General features: G+C 63.1%; 15 protein-coding genes and 1 pseudogene. 5 read left to right on the forward strand and 11 right to left on the reverse strand.

Annotated elements, in window-relative coordinates:
* Positions 1 to 899, forward strand: an 899-nt coding sequence (locus tag J8I82_RS35890; RefSeq protein WP_209765001.1) for a tripartite tricarboxylate transporter permease, incomplete at its 5' end; no start/stop codon positions are given.
* Between the two features lie 78 nt (positions 900 to 977).
* On the forward strand, positions 978 to 1964 hold the full coding sequence (locus J8I82_RS35895; RefSeq protein WP_209765003.1) for a Bug family tripartite tricarboxylate transporter substrate binding protein: 987 nt from the start codon (positions 978 to 980) through the stop codon (positions 1962 to 1964).
* Positions 1965 to 2280: 316 nt separating this feature from the next.
* Here J8I82_RS35895 and J8I82_RS35900 read toward each other — a convergent pair whose 3' ends face one another.
* The 11 genes from J8I82_RS35900 to J8I82_RS35950 all read right to left on the reverse strand — a co-directional run bounded on the left by J8I82_RS35900 (position 2281) and on the right by J8I82_RS35950 (position 14434).
* Entirely contained in the window at positions 2281 to 3474 is a 1194-nt protein-coding gene (locus J8I82_RS35900) for an MBL fold metallo-hydrolase (protein ID WP_209765005.1), read from the reverse strand.
* Positions 3475 to 3499: 25 nt separating this feature from the next.
* Entirely contained in the window at positions 3500 to 4468 is a 969-nt protein-coding gene (locus tag J8I82_RS35905; protein WP_245180546.1) for a Bug family tripartite tricarboxylate transporter substrate binding protein, read from the reverse strand.
* 190 nt (positions 4469 to 4658) lie between these two features.
* Entirely contained in the window at positions 4659 to 5477 is an 819-nt protein-coding gene (locus tag J8I82_RS35910) for a TetR/AcrR family transcriptional regulator (RefSeq protein ID WP_209765007.1), read from the reverse strand.
* An 82-nt stretch (positions 5478 to 5559) separates the two neighbouring features.
* Positions 5560 to 6819, reverse strand: coding sequence for an MFS transporter (locus J8I82_RS35915; protein ID WP_209765009.1), 1260 nt, complete (start codon positions 6817 to 6819; stop codon positions 5560 to 5562).
* A 53-nt stretch (positions 6820 to 6872) separates the two neighbouring features.
* Entirely contained in the window at positions 6873 to 7628 is a 756-nt protein-coding gene (locus J8I82_RS35920; RefSeq protein WP_209765019.1) for a maleate cis-trans isomerase family protein, read from the reverse strand.
* A 37-nt stretch (positions 7629 to 7665) separates the two neighbouring features.
* A complete protein-coding gene (locus J8I82_RS35925) occupies positions 7666 to 8121 on the reverse strand; it encodes an acyl-CoA thioesterase (RefSeq protein ID WP_209765021.1) in 456 nt (151 codons plus the stop codon).
* Positions 8118 to 9275: an FAD-dependent monooxygenase gene (locus tag J8I82_RS35930; RefSeq protein ID WP_209765024.1), complete on the reverse strand. Its 1158-nt coding sequence runs from the start codon at positions 9273 to 9275 to the stop codon at positions 8118 to 8120. Before J8I82_RS35930 ends, J8I82_RS35925 begins: the two co-directional genes overlap by 4 nt.
* A complete protein-coding gene (locus J8I82_RS35935) occupies positions 9272 to 10153 on the reverse strand; it encodes a VOC family protein (protein WP_209765026.1) in 882 nt (293 codons plus the stop codon). Before J8I82_RS35935 ends, J8I82_RS35930 begins: the two co-directional genes overlap by 4 nt.
* A 1-nt stretch (position 10154) precedes the next feature.
* Complete coding sequence (locus J8I82_RS35940; protein ID WP_209765028.1) at positions 10155 to 11855, reverse strand: AMP-binding protein; 1701 nt, start codon at positions 11853 to 11855, stop codon at positions 10155 to 10157.
* Positions 11856 to 11942: 87 nt separating this feature from the next.
* Complete coding sequence (locus J8I82_RS35945) at positions 11943 to 13130, reverse strand: alpha/beta fold hydrolase (RefSeq protein ID WP_245180548.1); 1188 nt, start codon at positions 13128 to 13130, stop codon at positions 11943 to 11945.
* 239 nt (positions 13131 to 13369) lie between these two features.
* Positions 13370 to 14434 carry a porin gene (locus tag J8I82_RS35950; protein WP_209765036.1) on the reverse strand — a complete coding sequence of 355 codons (1065 nt, stop codon included), beginning with the start codon at positions 14432 to 14434 and terminating at the stop codon, positions 13370 to 13372.
* Between the two features lie 443 nt (positions 14435 to 14877).
* Between J8I82_RS35950 and J8I82_RS35955 the strand changes: the two genes are divergently transcribed.
* The 3 genes and pseudogenes from J8I82_RS35955 to J8I82_RS35965 all read left to right on the forward strand — a co-directional run.
* Positions 14878 to 15831, forward strand: a complete 954-nt coding sequence (locus J8I82_RS35955; protein WP_431831610.1) for a Bug family tripartite tricarboxylate transporter substrate binding protein — start codon at positions 14878 to 14880, stop codon at positions 15829 to 15831.
* Position 15832: 1 nt separating this feature from the next.
* Positions 15833 to 16321 (forward strand): tripartite tricarboxylate transporter TctB family protein, encoded by a 489-nt coding sequence (locus tag J8I82_RS35960; protein WP_115690075.1) that lies wholly within the window; start codon positions 15833 to 15835, stop codon positions 16319 to 16321.
* 47 nt (positions 16322 to 16368) lie between these two features.
* Positions 16369 to 17277, forward strand: a pseudogene (locus J8I82_RS35965) (tripartite tricarboxylate transporter permease); the annotation flags it as partial.
* Positions 17278 to 17350: the final 73 nt, after the last annotated feature.

Here is a 17350-nt window from a genome sequence, read left to right on the forward strand (position 1 = left end):
TCGACGGCATCCAGGTCACCACGCTGGCGGTGGGCCTGTTCGCGATGGGCGAGACGTTCTTCTCAGCGGCGAAGTTCACCGGCGTGCATGAGACCATCGAAGCCGTCAAGGGCGGGCTGCGCATGACGGCTGGGGATTGGAAGCGCTCGTGGAAGGCGTGGCTGCGCGGCACCGCGCTGGGCTTTCCGATCGGCGCGCTGCCGGCCGGCGGTGCCGAGGTGCCGACGCTGCTGTCGTACACCATCGAACGCAAGCTGACCGACCACCAGGACGAATTCGGCCGCGGCGCGATCGAAGGCGTGGCGGGCCCCGAGGCGGCCAATAACGCCGCCGCCACCGGCACGCTGGTGCCGCTGCTGACGCTGGGGCTGCCCACCTCTGCCACCGCCGCGATGATGCTGGCCGGCTTCCAGCAATACGGGCTGGTCCCGGGACCGCTGCTGTTCGCCGACAAGCCTGACCTGGTGTGGGGGCTGGTGGCCAGCCTGTTTATCGGCAACGTGATGCTGCTGGTGCTGAACCTGCCGCTGATCGGCATCTGGGTCCGCCTGCTCAAGCTGCCGCAGCCGTGGCTGTACGCCGGCATCCTGGTGTTCGCCGCGATGGGCACGCTGGCGGCCAACCCGTCCATTGTGGAACTGGCCATGCTTGTGGTGTTCGGGCTGGTGGGGTTCGGCATGCGCTGCCTCGACTACCCGGTGGCACCGATGATCGTCGGCCTGATCCTGGGTCCGATGGCCGAGAGCCAGTTCCGCCGCGCGATGCAGATGAGCCTGGGCGATCCGTGGGTGTTCGTCTCCCACCCCGGCTCGGCGGCGCTGCTGGCGATAGCAGCCGCGGCGCTGGTTGCGCCGTTCGTGTTCAAGGGCCTGCGCAAGATGGGCGGTTCGGATGAATAAGGGAAGTCAGCACACCAACACCACAGGCGAAGGCGGCCGCAGCAGGCCGCCTCGCAGAGCAAGCAAGAGGAAGACACCATGAAAGTACGATTCATCACCCAACACCTGGCAGCTCTGTTGCTCGCCTTGACCTCCGGAGCCGCAATGGCCCAGGCCCCCTACCCTAGCAAGCCCGTCACCATCGTCGTGCCCTTCTCCGCCGGCGGTGGCGTCGACGCCATGGCGCGCGTGCTGGCCGAGAAGCTTCGCACCGTGCTGGGCCAGCCGGTGGTAGTTGAAAACAAGGGCGGTGGCAGCGGCATGATTGGCGCGCAGGCTGTGGTCAAGGCGCCTGCCGACGGCTACACGCTGCTGATGGGTTCCGCTGGCGAAACGGCAATCAATCCTTATGTCTACAAGAGCCGCATGCAGTACGCGCCCCAGACAGACCTACTGCCAGTCAGCCTGGTCGTCAAGGTACCCAACGTGGTGGTGGTGAACCCGAAGCTGCCGTACAAGACTATCGACGAACTGATTGCTTATGCCCGGGCCAACCCCGGCAAGGTTCGCTACGGCACCAGCGGCGTCGGCAACCCGCAACACTTGTCTGGTGAACTGATGGCGCGGCAGGCCGGCGTGCAATTGACGCACGTCCCTTACCGCGGCGCTTCGAACCAGTTGCTCGATGTGATCGGCGGAAATATCGAGATGACCTTCGTCAGTCTGGCTGGCGCACGCCAGTTCATCAAGGATGGCAAGGTCCGGGCACTTGGCATTACTTCACAAGGCAAGAGCCCGCTCGCACCGGAGATTCCGGCAATCTCCGACTCCGCCAGCCTCAAGGGCTACACGCTGGAAAACTGGTTCGGGCTGTTCGCGCCCAAGGGGACACCCGCGCCGGTGGTGACGCGCCTGAACGCCGCGGTGGCGGAAGCGCTGAAGGATCCAAAGCTCGATAACAAGCTGCGGGAACTCGGTGGCAATCCCAGTCCGACTTCGCCGGACCAGTTCAAGACGTTTATCCAACAAGAGTCGGTCAAGTTCGGTCGCATCGTTAGCGACGCCAAGATTACCCCTGATAGCTGAGGTCGTCAGGCTATGACAGCGTGTGCTTGTGCACACGTTGTCGTTCACTACGCTTGGTAGGCTGTTTCACACACTCAGGCGCGGCCGGCGAGCAGCTTGCGCAAGCTATTCGGCCGAGGCGCGACCTCTGTGCCGCTACCAAGCGCATGGCGCATGAACGGTTCATGCAGGTTCTACGCTGGCCGTGCTATCGCGCGGGGGCGAATAAGTACCCGTCGAGACGCTCTGGCTCGCACGTTGAACCGAGGATGCGCAACCCCTCGATGGGCATTGCAAAGTCGATTTGAAAATGAGGTTCCAGCGGGCGCTGGCCCTTTCAGTTTCCAGCCCGTGGCACTGTCATCTGGCGCGAATCGGTTCGCGATTTCGCCCGCAACGGAATCCACTGCAGATCGCTCCCGACAACAACGTCGCCACTGAACCCCTCCTTCGCCCTCGTCCAACGCCCTGCGGAATTGTCGGCCGGCGCAAGGTGCGACAGTACCAGTACCTTCACATTCGCCGCTTGCGCCACCGTGCCAACGTCTTCCACCGCGGTGTGGGAATGCACGAGATGGTGCGCCTTAGCTTCCTGGGCTGCATTTCGTGGCTGCGGATACAAGGCGTTGACCCACGCGGTATCGATCACTTCATGGACGAGCACGTCCGCACCTTGCGCGAGCCGGATCAGGTTACGACTGGGGCTGGTGTCGCCAGAGAAGACGACAGATCCGTCTGGGGTATCGAAGCGGAAAGCAAATGACGGATAAACCGGCGGATGACTGACCAGTGTCGCGGTGACTTTGACGTTCTCATCCTGATAGACCGGAAACGGTGCCATCTCTGGTGCCGGATCGGTATTCGGGTCGATACCGTCTTGAGATGGAATCACGATGTCCTGCACTTCGACACGTGTACGCGGGTTCGGTTTGCGACTATCAAGAATATTGTCGTTGATGTCGGTAGCAAACGCCCGGTATATCGCCTCGGTCATTGCGACGGTACCCGGCGTCGGGCTTTCTGGTGCGACGATGCCCGACACACCAACGGTGCTGCCGCTGACGGGCGGAAGCTTTCCTCTTGCGCCCGGCCCAAACACCCGTACGGGGCTCTTACGCTCGCTTAGTCCGTCGGACGCACCGAACAGAACCAATGACGGATAATCCACCACATGGTCCGCATGCAAATGGGTAATGAATGCAGCCCGTAGCGATTCGAGGCCGCGCGCTGGCGCAGCTGCACCCAACCCAGCCTGGAAATATCGCCGGAGCCAACCGTCGCCAAAATCAACCAAATAGACATGGCCATTCACTACCACGGCCGACGAGATGCCCGCGGCCTGTACACCGCGCCATGAAGTTCGTCCCCCAGACGTACCAAGAAGGACCAGATGGGCACTCTCTTTTGCGCCCGGTGTGTTGGCTTGCCGCGCGTCTGCCCTGGAGGAATGGACAGCAATTGCCATGCATGCGGTGAGCAGCGCAACGGACGACTTCCGGCGCCAGGAGACGCCCAGTCCAGATCTGTTCATTATTTTGCATATCCTCGTTGGTCAGCTACTCAGGCTTGACGCCCGCGTCCTGAATCACACGCTCCCATCGCACTTTTTCCGCCTGCACAAAACGTGCGCTCGGCTCTCGGCCAAGTGCCATCGGATAGGTGCCAAGATCCTTCAGCCGTTCGACGAAAGCGGGCTGCGCCAAGGTGCGGCTGATGGCGGCGTTGACCTCGTCGAGCACCGCGGCGGGTGTGCCCTTGGGCGCAAACATCGCAAACCAGCCCTTGACGACCAGCCCCGGCGCAACATCCCTTGCCAGCGGGATGCCGTCCAGCCCCGGAAGCGCGGTGTCCGAGGTGACCGCCAGCGCTTTGAGCCGGCCGCTGCGTACCAGCGGCACCAGAGGCGCAATGCCGTCGACATAGACCGGCACATCGCCCTTCACCACAGCCTGGATCGCCTGCGTAGTGCCGCTGAAGCTGATCTGGCGGAATTTGGCCTTCTGCAACTGTCCCAACATCTCGGCGGTCAGGTGAGGCACCGAACCACGAGTCGGACTGCCGATGGCAATATCGTCGGGTTTAGCCTTGCCAGCCTTGAGGACATCCACAAGGCTCTGGTAGCCCGATTTTGGATCGGCAACGAACATCATGGGCGTGTAGGCTAGCGTCGACGCCACCTCCGTGTCCCGCTGAATGTCGAATTTTGCCTCCTTGTACATCATGGGCGTGATCACGGCCGCTGCGGCATGGAACAAGCCGAGCGTGTAGCCGTCCGGTGCCGACTGACGCAGCGCGGTCATCGCAACAATGCCGTTGCCGCCTGGCTTGTTTTCGACGATGACCTGCTGCTTCCAGGCTGCGGTCAGGCGCTCGGCAACTTGCCGCGCGATGATATCGGGAGCGCTGCCCGCGATCGATGGCACCACGATGCGCACCATCTTTTCTGGATATGCGGCAGCGTGGGCGGAAGCTGCAGCGGTGAGCCCAGCCATAAGGAGCAGCCCGAGGCAGGCGCGACGTTTCATGTTGTCTCCCGTGTATGGCGCATGGCTAGCCGGGGGGGCGGCATGACCACGCGTATTTGATATATCGACAATTAATTTTAATTTAATTGTCGCAGTATCAAATAAGGACTTACCACTAAGGGAGCCGCCGACGGGCGAGGTAAGAAATTGTCACGAAAAGGGGCGCACCAATGCATGCCCCCACAAGAGCTCAGGCGGCCCTGGACCGAGATTTTCGCGCCGGCTGGCGGTTCTGCTGCTTCCACGCTTCAATGCCGTCAAGCGTGATGCGCAGGCCTTCCTCAAACGCAATATCGGAAGACAGCCGCGAGAACGCCTTGCTGACGAACCGCGCCCCGGGATACTGCAGTCCAGAAGCCGACTCGAGCTTCTTCTCAATAAATGCCTGGTGATAAGCCGGCAACTGCCGCGAAGCCTCGGCCATACTGGCCGACACCAGGTACTGCGCAATCAGGTGATAGCCAAGCGCCACCTGTTCGGCTGTAAAGCCACCCTGCATGATGGCCGACGTCATGCGATTGAAGAACTCCAGCCCGTAATCGGTCTCTCCCGGCTCCACGTCCTGAAACAAGCGATACCGATTATGCGACGCAACATAGATACTGACGCCCGGGTTTTCCACGGCGACTTCGAAACTAAGCCGGGCAATGCCCTCCACGTCCGCGCGCCAGTCGCCGGTCAGCGACGGCAGCACGCCAACACGCTGCCGGTAGTAGTCGTTGAGCACCCCAGACACCAGCTGGTCACGCCCCCCAAGGTAATAGTGGATCAACCCCGGCGCCACGCCGAAGTCCTTGGCCAGCTGCACCATCGAAATCTGGTCCAGGGGCATGGACTTCGTCAACTTGATCGCATGCTGCAGGATGGCGACCCGGCTCAGCATCGGTTCGGCACCGATAGGCGAGTCCGTTTTGGGCGGCCGGCCACGGCGGCGCGGTGCAGAGGGGGCGACGGGCGCTTTGCCGCGGGTTGCGGCGGCGGCAGTGGTATTGCGGCGTGCGGCTGGCATGTTGGTCTTACCGGTTATGGAGACAGGGCCGCAAAAATTGCGGCCCTGAGAATTTTACCCCGCCACGCCAGCCATGGCGAACTCAGGCGCCGGCAGGCTCAGGGAGGCCGGCACCATGCGGCCTGGGACGCGGATACCGCCCCAGCGATAACGTCAGCGCACCGGCCGCCAGCAGCATGCAGGGCAGCACCAGCAGCGCGGCGTCGTAGTTGCCATGCCGGTCAAACCAGCCACCCAGTCCAATCGGTCCAATCACCGCGCCGAAACCATAACCGGAGAAGGCGATGCCGAACAGCGCCCCGAAAGCCCGCAAGCCGAAGTACGAGCGCACAAGGTAGGAAATCAAGTCGCCTTCGGCGCCGATGGTCAGCCCGATCAGCGTGGCGGCAACCAACAACAGTTGGTAGTCGCGCGTGACACCGAGCAGGTAAATGCCCGCGGCGCCGCCGACGAAGAATACGCAGGCAACGAAAGGTGCGTGGATGCGATCTATCAGCACCCCGGTCAAAATGCGGCCCGCCAACAGTCCAACGCCGACCATCGACGCGCTGCGTGCCGCTTCCGCAGGGCTGAAACCCTTGTCGGCAAACATCGCCGGCAGGTGCGGCCCTAGCGACAGCGTTGCCGACGATGCCAGGATAAACACGCCCCAGATCGCCCAGAGGCGGTAGCTGCGCAGCGCCTCGCGCATCGGCATTCCGGGCGCTGCGGCCTTTGACGTTGCTCGCGACGCGCCGGACACGCGACGCTCGCGCAGCAGCGCACAGGCCAGCAGTGACAGCACGATCGATCCGATCCCAAGCACGACATATGCGGTGCGCCAGCCATAGCCGGTGACCAAATACTGGGCCGTCGCGGGCATCAGCACCGTGCCGGCGCCGAGGCCACACATCGCGATGCCGAGCGCAAGCCCCAGACGCCGGTCGAACCACTGAGGCAGCACCGCGAGATAGCCAAGTACCGAGGTCGCGGCGCCAAAAACGCCGACCACCACCGACAAGCCGACCCACATCGCCTGGCTGCCGTTCTGCAAGGCCATGCATGCCGTCGCAATGCCGAACACCAGCGCCGACGCCACGATCACGCGCCGGATGCCGAACCGGTCCATCATCGTGCCGACCAGCGGACTGACAACCGCCAGCCCGAACATCGAGGCCGCGTACGATAGCGAGGCTTCCGAGCGCCCCCAGCCGAACTCCTGCGCCAGCGGTTGCACGAAGACGCCGGCGGTGGCGTTGAACAGCGGGGCGTAGCCCGCCAGCATCCCGAGCGCCGCGCCCAGGATGACGGCGACATAGGTCCAGCGGCCGGCGGCCGGCGCCGGTTGGGGGGCTTGTTGCATGGTGGTTGTCTCCGTTGCGGATACCGGCCGCCTCTGAGGGCGGTCGTCTTGTGTCATGCCAGCCCGGTGCGGCTGCCGAGCAAGGCGCCGGCGCCAGGCGCTTCGGCGCGCAGGCCTAGCCGGCGCAGCATCTGGCGCGCGGTGCAGGCCGCCGTCGACGTCACCGGGATGCCGAGCGTCTGCTGTGCCGGTTCGAGTGCCGCGAGCGAAGGCATCTGCACGCAGGCAGACAGCACCACCACGTCGACACCGGCGGTATCCAGCCGCTGCACGTCCTGCAGCAGTTGCAGCGGGTCGCGTGCACCGACTTCCAGATTGTCGAGGATCGAGAAGTTGATCGCATCCTGCACCTTGATGCCTTCGCCCTCGATGTAGTCGACCACGGTGCGCGTGAGCGCATCGCTGTACGGTGCCAGCAGCGCAATGCGGCGCGCGCCGAAGTCCTTCAGTTCTTCTACCAGTGCGCCGGCCGAGGTCATCACTTCAGGCAAATGGGGTATGTCGCCTATCGCCGCGGTGAGGTCTTCGATGACCTGCCGGTGGTAGCCCTGCCCCATGCACATGGTCGCGACCAGGCACGCGGTGCTCATGATGTCGACGCGCGCGTCGGCCAGTTCTTGCGCGCAGCGGCCCATGTCGCGGTTCATCTGCGCCAGTTCCTCGGCCACCACGCGGTGCATGCGCACGCGGCTGGAGTGGAAGGAAAAGCGTTCCGGCAGCACCTTCATGCGGCCGGCGAAGATGGCGGGGACTTCGCGCTCCATGGTGATGTTGGAGCTTGGGACGATCTGTCCGATTCTGTATTGCATGATGAAAGTTTGAGAATGTCGGCGGCAGCGCCGCGCCTCAGCGCGCGGCGGCGGGCCGCTGGAAGGCCGACAGCGCGGCGCGCAGCGAGTCGGGAATGGGCGTGCCGACGCGCTCGTCCAGCCGCACGCAGATGGGCGAGAAGGTTGCGTCGAACACCGCGCTTCCGTCGGGTCGCCGGGCCATGCAGCGGATGTCATAGGAGCGCGTGCGGATTGCTTCGATCCAGCACTCGATGTCGATCACATCGTCCGGCCACAAGGTACCGATGAACTCGAAGCGCATGGCCTTGCACGGCGTGCCGACGCCATGCTGTGTGCCTAACCGCCCCGCGCCGCCGGCGATATGTTCGGAGAACAGCCCCACCGCACCGAGCAGGTAGTCCGTAAAGCGGCCGGTGTAGACCACCCCGGCCGGATCGCAGTCGCCCCAGCGCACGGTGCGGCGCACAACGAACGGCCGCTCGCTGAGCACATACTCGATGGCGCGGATCATGGGTGCTGCCCGGCCGGCACCGACACGCCCGCCGCCGTCAGCTCGGCAAGCAGGTTCGGGTACTGCTCGCGCAGCCGGTTCAGGTCGACGCGGCCGGTGCGGGTCATGAAGCGGAACACGAACTCGTGCGCCGTGGGAAGATCCATCCATTCGCGGATGCGCTCGTACCAGTTGTACGATGCCTCCGAAGCGCTGATCAGCTTGGCTTTCTCCGGTCGGCGCCTGGCATCGTAGCGCAGCAGTGCTGCCTGCACATCGTCCGGCGAAGCGACAATGGCCTCGGCCAGCGCGATCGCGTCTTCCATGGCAATGCGCGTGCCCGAGCCGATCGAGAAATGCGCACTGGTCAGCGCATCGCCGATCAGCACCTGGTTGCCGACATGCCAGGTGTCGTTGACGATCACCGGGAACTGGCGCCACACCGAATTGTTCGAAACCAGCCGGTAGCCACCCAGTTCAGCGGCAAAGATCTTCTCGAACAGCGCCTGACGCTCGTCCTGCGTCATCCGCTCCATGCCGAAGTCGAGCCAGGTCTGGTGATCGCACTCGGCCACGAAAGTGCTCATCGAGTCCGAGTAGGGATAGTAGTGCGCGACGAAATACCCGCCTTCGTACTTCCGGAACACCAGCGCCGGGTTCGGGAACGGCTTCTCCACGCCATACCACGCGAAATGGTTGGTCAGGCTGTGGCGGCGCGTGCCGAAGCCGGCCTCGTTGGCCGCGCGCAGCTGCGAATTGACGCCGTCCGCACCGACCACCAGGTCGGCATCGATGGCCGAGAAATCGCTGATGCGCTGGTTATACGTGATCCGCACACCCAGTTCGCGCGCGCGCGCCTGCAGGATCTGCAGCAGCCGGATGCGCGGGATGGCACCGCCGCCGGCGCCAGGGCGCTTCATCGTGATCGGATGCTCGTGGCTGACGATGGAATGGCGGTCGCTGAAGCGCATGGCGCGGGCCAGCTCGTCGACCACGGCCGGCGATGCCGCGCGCAGGCTGGACAGGCCGGTATCGGCCAGCACCACGCCGAAGCCGAAGGTGGCGTCTTCCGGGTTCTGCTCGTAGATATCGATGTCGACATCGGCGAGCCGCTCTTTCAGCAAAATGGCCAGGAACAGCCCCGACGGGCCGCCCCCGATGATGGCGACTTTCATTTGGCATCCCCCGGGACGATGACCAATGCATCCATGTCGAACTGTTCGATGCGCCCTGCCAGCCCTCCGGTCAGGGCGCCGTACCAAACCGCCGGTTTGAAGCCGAGCGCCTTGCGGCCGAAGCGGATGCCGGGGTTGCCGTCGATGCGCACGTAGCCGTTGCCGAGCGGCGTGGTGGCGTACCCTTCGGTCTTGCTGGCCACGTCGAGCAGCGCGGAGAATTCGGGAACGTCGAGCACAAACACCGAAGCCTTGCCCGCCGGCGCGGTCCTGTCGATCAGCGCGGCCTTGCGCTGCCACACTGGCTCGATCGAACTGAACGGCGCGCCATCCTTGCCGGCGTTCTCCAGCTCGATCGCGGCCTCGATGGTCAGCTGGGCATCGTTGGCATCGGACTCGCTGAACGGGCGCAGCTGCCAGGTGATCTCGATCGGATAGCCGTTGGGGTCGTTGAAGTAGATCGATTCGATCACCTCGTGCCGGATCTGGTAGCGCAGCGGGATGCCAACCGCTTCGACGCGCTGGCGCCACAGCAGCAGTTCGGCCTCGTCGCGCACGCGCCAGGCGGTGTGCGTGGCGCGGTCCTGGTAGTGCTCGCGCACGGTCAGCCAGTCAGGGCGCTCGGTGCCGATGTAGTAAAAGAAGGCGATGGTGCTGCCGTTGCCGCTGTCAAAGAAGAAGTGCAGGAAGTCCGCATGGTTGTCCGGACCCCAGCCCTTGGCGGAGATCGCATGCACCAGCGGCAGGCCGAGCAGGTCGCGGTAGAAGTGCACGGTCTCGGCCAGCTTCCAGGTCGGGCGCGCGGTATGGTGCACGCCATGCAGCTGCACGGAAGGCGCTGCGGCAAGGGTCGTCGCTTGGGTCGTCGCTTGGGTCATCTCACTTCCCTTCGTTGGTGTTGCCACGGGCCGCCTCGGCCTCGAGCGTCTGCGTGATCTGCTGGCGCAGCAGCGCCTTGCTGAGCTTGCCGGATGCGGTCAGCGGGAATTCGCTAATCGCTTCCACGCGTTCCGGCCACTTGAACTTGGCCAGGCCCGCCTGCTGCAGGTATTCGGTCAACTGCGACAATGACAGGCTGGTCGCCGGTGGCTTGGGCACGATGAACGCGCACACGCGTTCGCCGTAGATTCTGTCGGGCATGCCAACAACGGCCGAGGCCAGCACCGCCGGATGCTGGTTGATCACGTTCTCCAGCTCTTCCGCATTGATTTTCTCGCCACCGCGGTCGACCACATCCTTGATGCGGCCGCAGAAGAAGTAGTAGCGGCGCCCGCCGACCACGCGCGACGACATCAGGTCGCCGGAGCGGTAGAAGCCATCGGCAGTAAAGCGCGTTACGTCTTCCTTCTCGGACTTGTAGTAGCCGCGGATCGTGTACGGGCCGCGGAACAGTGCCTCGCCGGCCTCGTCGTCGGCGACCGGCTCTTCGGTGCCGGGATGGACGATCTTCACTTCGTCATACTGGGACACGGGGCTGCCGACCGAGGTATCGCGGATTTCCTGCGGGTCGTCGCGGCGCGCGAACATGATCACGCCCTCGGTCATGCCGAAGATGTGGTGCGTCGGCGAGCCGGTCAGCCGCGTCAGCCCCGCCGCGTTCTTGGGCGCGATGAAGTTGCGGCGCGCGCGCTCGGCCGCGCCGGCCTTGGCCAGCTCCGGCGCGATCCGCGTCAGGATCGGGCCGGCGACGCCGAACCACGTCGGGCGGTAGTCACGCACCAGTCGCTGCAGGTTCTCCTCGCCGATGTCGGGCGTCACGGTCACGGTCGCGCCGGTCAGCAGGAACGGGCCGAAGAAGCAGCCCATGTTGAGGTTGTGCATGTACGGCGTGGGGAAGAACAGCACGTCTTCCTGCGTGTAGCCGTTGCAGGCGGCCACCGCGCGCATGTTGTACAGGTACTCGTTCTGGAAGCGCGGGATGATCTTGGGCACGCCGGTAGTGCCGCCGGAAAGCTGAAACACGGCCACCTGGAAGGGATCGTGATGCACGCCCGCGAGCAGTTCGCGAGCCCGTGCCAGCGGCATGTCCTCGATCAGACCGGCCAGCAGCACTGCCTTGCCACGACGTTCGCCGCGCGCCTGCAGGATATGGGCAAAGCTCGGCACCTCGGTCTGCATCTCTTCGGCGAAAGCGACATCGTCGAACTTGGGATCGTCACCCTGCACCAGGTGCAGCCGCGCTTCGCACAGGTTGCCCAGGTAGCCGATCTCCAGCTTACGGAACGCCTGCAGCGAGCACAGCGGGATGATGCCGGCCTTCAGGCAGGCGAAGAACGCAAGCAGCAGTTCGTTACAGTTGCCGCACTGGAACACGGCGCGGTCCAGCGGCTTCAGGCCCAGCGCCAGCAATGCGGCGGCCAGGCGGTCGGTCTGCTCATCAAGCTGCCGATAGGTCAGCTCGCCTTCGGGGCCCGCCAGCGCCACGCGGTCGGCATGGCGTTCGAACGATTCGCGAAATGCGCCTGCCAGGGATTCCCCGGTCAGCACGACTTCGGCGACATAGCGGCGCAGCCTGTCTTCATCTGGATACCTGACGCCCTCCAGCAGCTGCGGCGGACGGACGGTGTAGTTCTGCAACATGTGTCTCTACCCTTTTTTCGATGGTCGGGGCCGCGTGCGTTGATGTCGGGGGGCGACCGCGCGCTGGCCCTGGTGGATGCTTGCCGGCTAGCCCATGTGCTCGCGCAGCCAGGCAACGATATGGCGTCCGGCGATGCGCTGGCCCGGCTCCTCGTCCCGGCTCAGCGCCATGCCGTGGTGGTTGCCGCGCACGCGCAGATGCTGCTTGCGCGCGCTCGGGATCTGTTGGTAGATCGCTTCAATGTCAGACGGGAAGGTGCACTGGTCGCCGGTGTACTCCAGCAGCAGCGTGGGCTGGTGCAGTGCGTCGAGGGTCTTGTCGAGCGCGGCATTCGACGACAGCCCGGACCACGTCGATAGCCACGCCTCCGGCGTGACCACGCGGCCGAAGCCGACACTACCCCAGTTCGATACAAATGGGTCCTTGCCCCATAGCGAACCGGTCTTGCGGTCGGACGGGTCAAGCGAGATGTCCCATGAGCGCAGGTCGGCATCGGTGCGCCAGACCTGGAAGATCGGGGCATGCGCGGCCACGCGGCGGTCTGCAGCGGTGCCGCTGCCGGCCTTGATGCGCTGCCGCGCTTCATGCTTGGCCTTGAGAAGAGCGCGGGCGCGGCTGTCGATGCGGGCCACGCGCTGTTCCTGTGCTTCCCGATAGCGTTTGATGAAGTCCGGCGCATAGCTGCCGCGCCCGGCGGCAGCGTCGAAGCCGTTGGCGACCGAGAACGGGTCGAGCGACGGGTCGGTTTGCATGGGGTCGTCCTCGTCAACCACGGAAGGGTCGAGGCCGCTCATCAGCAATTTGCCCTGGCCGGGGTGAGGCGAAACTAGGATCATCCCATCGACCACTGGCATCCGGGCTTCGGCCAGGCTGGTCGGGCGGCCACCAGGCGTGCGAGCGATGCGCTGTTCAGGGGCAGCTTGCGACTGCTGGTTGTAGAAGGCATACAGCCCCGCGCCGCCGGAGTTGCCTAGCAGCACGATGCGCTCGTAGCCCAGTTCGCGCAAGTGGGTCATGCCGGCGGCTACGTCGAGCAAGGCAATTTCATGCTCCAGGCGCAGGTCGTTGCCGATCGAGCGCGGACCCTGGACCCAGCAGGCGCAGCCGGCGTCCAGCACGAATGGCACCAGGTAATGGGTGATGGCCATTTCCCTGGGGTGCATAAGGGAGACGACGGTTTTTTCCTTGCCGGTGACCGTGAACAGGAAACCAAGCGTGCGTTGGCCATCGGCTGTCCCAAGTGCATAGGGCACCATTTGATAAGGCCGGGACATCAATCGGGCGTCCCATGATGCACCCCGCATGCCTGCCGTCACCGCTGGCTTCTCTTGTTCTGTCACGATGTCTCCTCCTGATAAATGCTACCGTCTCAATAATGTAGAAGTAATTTGATATGGTGTCAAATAATGGTAAACGCTGTCTCGCCGCCTCCATGCAATGGCGCAAAAAAAGCACGCGCCTTCTGGCGCGTGCTACCAAGGCACGGCGATGCCGCACAGAAGATGAAGCCCGCTTAGAAGTTGTGCCGCATGCCGATGACGGCACCAATCTGGTTTGCGCCAGGTACCACTGAACCGTCATAGCCGTTCGCGCCCAGCGCAGATCCGCCCTTGTTCTTTGTGTAGGACGCCGTCACATAGGCATCGGTACGTTTTGACAACCGGTAGTCGGCTGACAGCACGAACGAGATGGGATCCTTCGGTGAGGTCCTGTCGTTGGTCTTGTACACCGCCGCGGTCAATGCAAAGCTTGGCGCGAGGCTCCAGTTTGCGCCTGCCCACATCAGATCTGTGCGGGTCATCGAGGTCACGAGCTGGCTGACCAGGCGGCGGTAGCCGAGGTACGCCGTCACGGGGCCGACCTCCACTGACGCCGCGCCGACATAGCGTCGCTCGGTGAGACCCGCCTTAGCGGCTGAGTTGCCATTAAGTTGATCGTAGACCCCGCCGAATCGGAACTTGCCAGCCTGGTAGCTGAAGCCAGCGCTCATGTTGCGGCCGACCCGGCTGTTTCCAGGTACCTCCGAGCCATTCGGTACTGTTGAATCGACCCCGAAGCTGTAAAGGCCCGCGATTGTCAGGCCGCCGAACTTCCCCGTGTACTTGGCTGCATTGTCGACCCGTCCCGCAAGCCACGTGTCATGACTGAAGGCCGAATACTTTGGTGCGAAGTACATCGGGTCATAGGTGATGATGAGGTCGAACATCAGGTTGTGATGACGCCCCATCGTGAACTGACCGAACGTGCCGCTGTCCAGCCCAACGTATGCCTTGCGCCCGAAAAGCCGCCCGCCCTGCGACGCCATACCGGAGTCCAGCACCATGCCACCTTCCAGCACAAACACACCCTTCAAACCGCCGCCAAGGTCTTCGACACCGCGCATGCCCCAGCGACTGCCAGCGATATTGCCAGACGTCATGCGGAACAAGTCTTCACCTTGTCTTGTTGCATCGGGCACATGGTTTAAGTACTCAATACCGATATCCGCGACGCCGTAGAGCGTGATCGACGATTGGGCATGGGCGTGCGTGGCCGCCGCCGCGAGCATGGCGCCCGCGATGGGCAGGTATTTCTTCATGGCTCCTCCGATGATGGGAAAGACCCCGCCGAGGATACTTGGCGTCTTGCGGGGCATGCGGTCTCGTATTGGTAAGCAGCACAGCTGCCATGCGGCAAAACTTCTATGCCGACGCAGAATTATTTGAGACCATGACAATAATCAACATTATTTGACTATGTGTCAAATAATGGTTTTCCCCAAGTTCGCTACCTCCCTTGGCTGGTCATACGTTCCGCTCCTGTGCGGGCGCCAACTGGCGAGCTTCGGCTTACACCACTTCCCTCGGGTTATCCCTGCCCTCCCATTCATTGCAAGTAGGCGGTATGCATTACATAATCACAAAACGCATTGTGAGCGACCTCCTGGAAACCTGACCATCAACGCTGATGCCCAGTTTGCCCGAGATTCGACCTGCATTGCACTTTGTTTTAATAGAATGCTTAATAGGGAGACTTAAGATGATGTTTAGAACAATTGCGGTGCGGGCCGTCGGCGTACTTTGTTTAGTTACCGTCAGCGTCGCCTCGGCGATGGATACGGCAAAGATCATGGTCCCGGGATCGCCGGGCGGAGGGTACGACCAAACTGCCAGAACCTTGGGCAAAGCCTTGCAGGAATCTGGCCAAGCAAAGGGAGCAACGTACGAGAACAAGCCTGGAGCCGGTGGGACATTGGGACTCGCTCAGTTCGTGAACAGCAGCAAAAGCGATCCCAATGCGATCTGTATCATGGGCGCCATCATGGTCACCGGGGTGGTACAGAACAACCCGCCCATTACGCTTGCGAATGCAACGCCCATTGCCAAGTTGTTCACCGAGTACAACGTCATAGCGGTCAACAAAGCGTCGCAATTCAGGAACTTGGCCGACCTGATGGCGGCCTTCAAGAAGGACCCTGCCTCTGTCAAGTGGGGTGGCGGCTCGAAAGGCTCCACTGACCATATTGGCGTAGCAGAACTGGCCCGCACAATCGGCGTTCCCAGCAACAAGATCAACTACATACCATTTGGCGGCGGCGGTGAAGGCACAGCCGCGATGCTCGGCGGCCATATCTCAGTTATCACTGGCGGCTACTCCGAACTCGCCAAGTACATTGAATCGGGGCAGATGCGCGCACTCGCCGTGACATCCCCTGAGCGCTTGGCAGGTGTCCAGACACCTACGCTGAAGGAACAGGGAGTGAACGTCGTGATCGGAAATTGGCGGGGCGTCTATGGCGCGCCAGGACTTAAACCGGAACAACAGAAAGCCCTTGCCGACGCCGTGGTGGCGGCAACCAAGACAAAGATTTGGCAGGATACAGTCAAAGCCAACCAGTGGACGGCTGAAGTTATTACTGGCGAGGCCTTCGGCAAGTTTGTCGAGAGCGAGCATGCGCGCCTTCGGACTATCCTTGCCGACGTCGGGTTGAAGTGACATGGCCTGCGCGCAGCCAAATTATCGTCACCTCGCGCTCGGCTTGGGCCTCGCCGGTATTGCTGGCGGCCTTGCAATGGGCGCGGCACGCTTCCCGGCGGACTCGGGTTACTCGGTCATGGGAACCAGTGTCTTTCCGTTCGCTGTGGCGCTGTTCCTCGGCGTCGTTTCCGCCGGGATAGTGCTGCAGGCCCTGACCGGAGGACTGAGGAACCTGGACGAACCTGAAGGATCCGAACCGGCCACTCGTGATGCTCGCGCTGGTGCAGCCTGGGTGTCTGCCGCCGTGCTGCTGGACGCACTGCTGATCGAGCGCGTTGGCTTTGTGTTGGCAGCTAGCCTTCTATTTGTCCTCTGTGCGCGCGGCTTCGGCAGCGGGATGTGGCTCCGGAATTGTGTGGTCGCGCTGGCCATCTCGCTGCCGGTGTATTGGGGATTCGCCAACGGGCTCGGCATCTCACTGCCACGCCTTTTCAATCACTGGATCTAGCCGTCCACCTATGGGGCTGGCGCCCCCCTCACTGGCCGCCAACCATCATGAATGATCTGTGGAATGCCCTTCTCCAGGGCTTCGGGGCGGCGCTCGTCCCAATGAACCTGCTATGGGGCTTTGTTGGCTGCCTGCTAGGCACTGCCGTCGGCGTCCTCCCTGGCATTGGCCCTGCGTTGACTGTAGCCATGCTCCTCCCTGTCACGGCGCAACTGGAGCCCACCAGCGCCCTAATCATGTTCGCGGGTATCTACTATGGGGCGATGTTTGGAGGCTCGACGACCTCCATTCTGCTGAATACGCCGGGCGAATCCGCTTCCATGGTTACCGCGATGGAAGGGAACTTAATGGCAAAAAATGGCCGAGCGGGACCGGCTCTTTCCACCGCGGCGATCGGCTCGTTCTTCGCCGGCACGCTGGCGACTGTGGGGCTGACCCTGTTCTCGCCGTTTGTGGCCGAGTTTGCCTTGCGCTTTGGCCCAGCCGAGTACTTTGCCATCCTTGTCCTGGCCTTCACCACTGTTTCAGCGGTACTGGGAGCCTCAATGCTGCGCGGCCTTGCCAGTCTTGGCCTCGGGCTGTCGATCGGCCTGATTGGCATGGACTCCATTTCGGGGCTGGCGCGCTACACCTTCGGGGTTCCCGAACTCGTCGATGGAATCGAAGTCGTCCTGGTGGCGGTAGGTCTGTTCGCTGTCGCCGAGTCCCTGTATGCATTGCTGTATCCCGCAAGCGGCGACGCCTCCATGAACAGAATGACCTCGCTCTGGATGAGCCGTGACGATTGGCGTCGATCTGCCCCCGCATGGCTACGCGGCACACTCATTGGCTTTCCCTTCGGATCGATCCCTGCAGGTGGCGCCGAGATCCCCACCTTCCTTTCGTATGCGCTCGAAAAGCGTCTGTCAAAAGCCCCTGCTGAATTCGCTGCGAACAAGGGCTGTGGGGCTATTGAGCTTCCCAAGCCCAGCCCGTGCCTGTGCCCGGCGTTCGCGAAGAAACGACTATAAAGGGGAACGGCAGCGCCGA

Source organism: Cupriavidus consociatus, from assembly GCF_017814975.1.
GTDB classification, from domain to species: domain Bacteria; phylum Pseudomonadota; class Gammaproteobacteria; order Burkholderiales; family Burkholderiaceae; genus Cupriavidus; species Cupriavidus consociatus.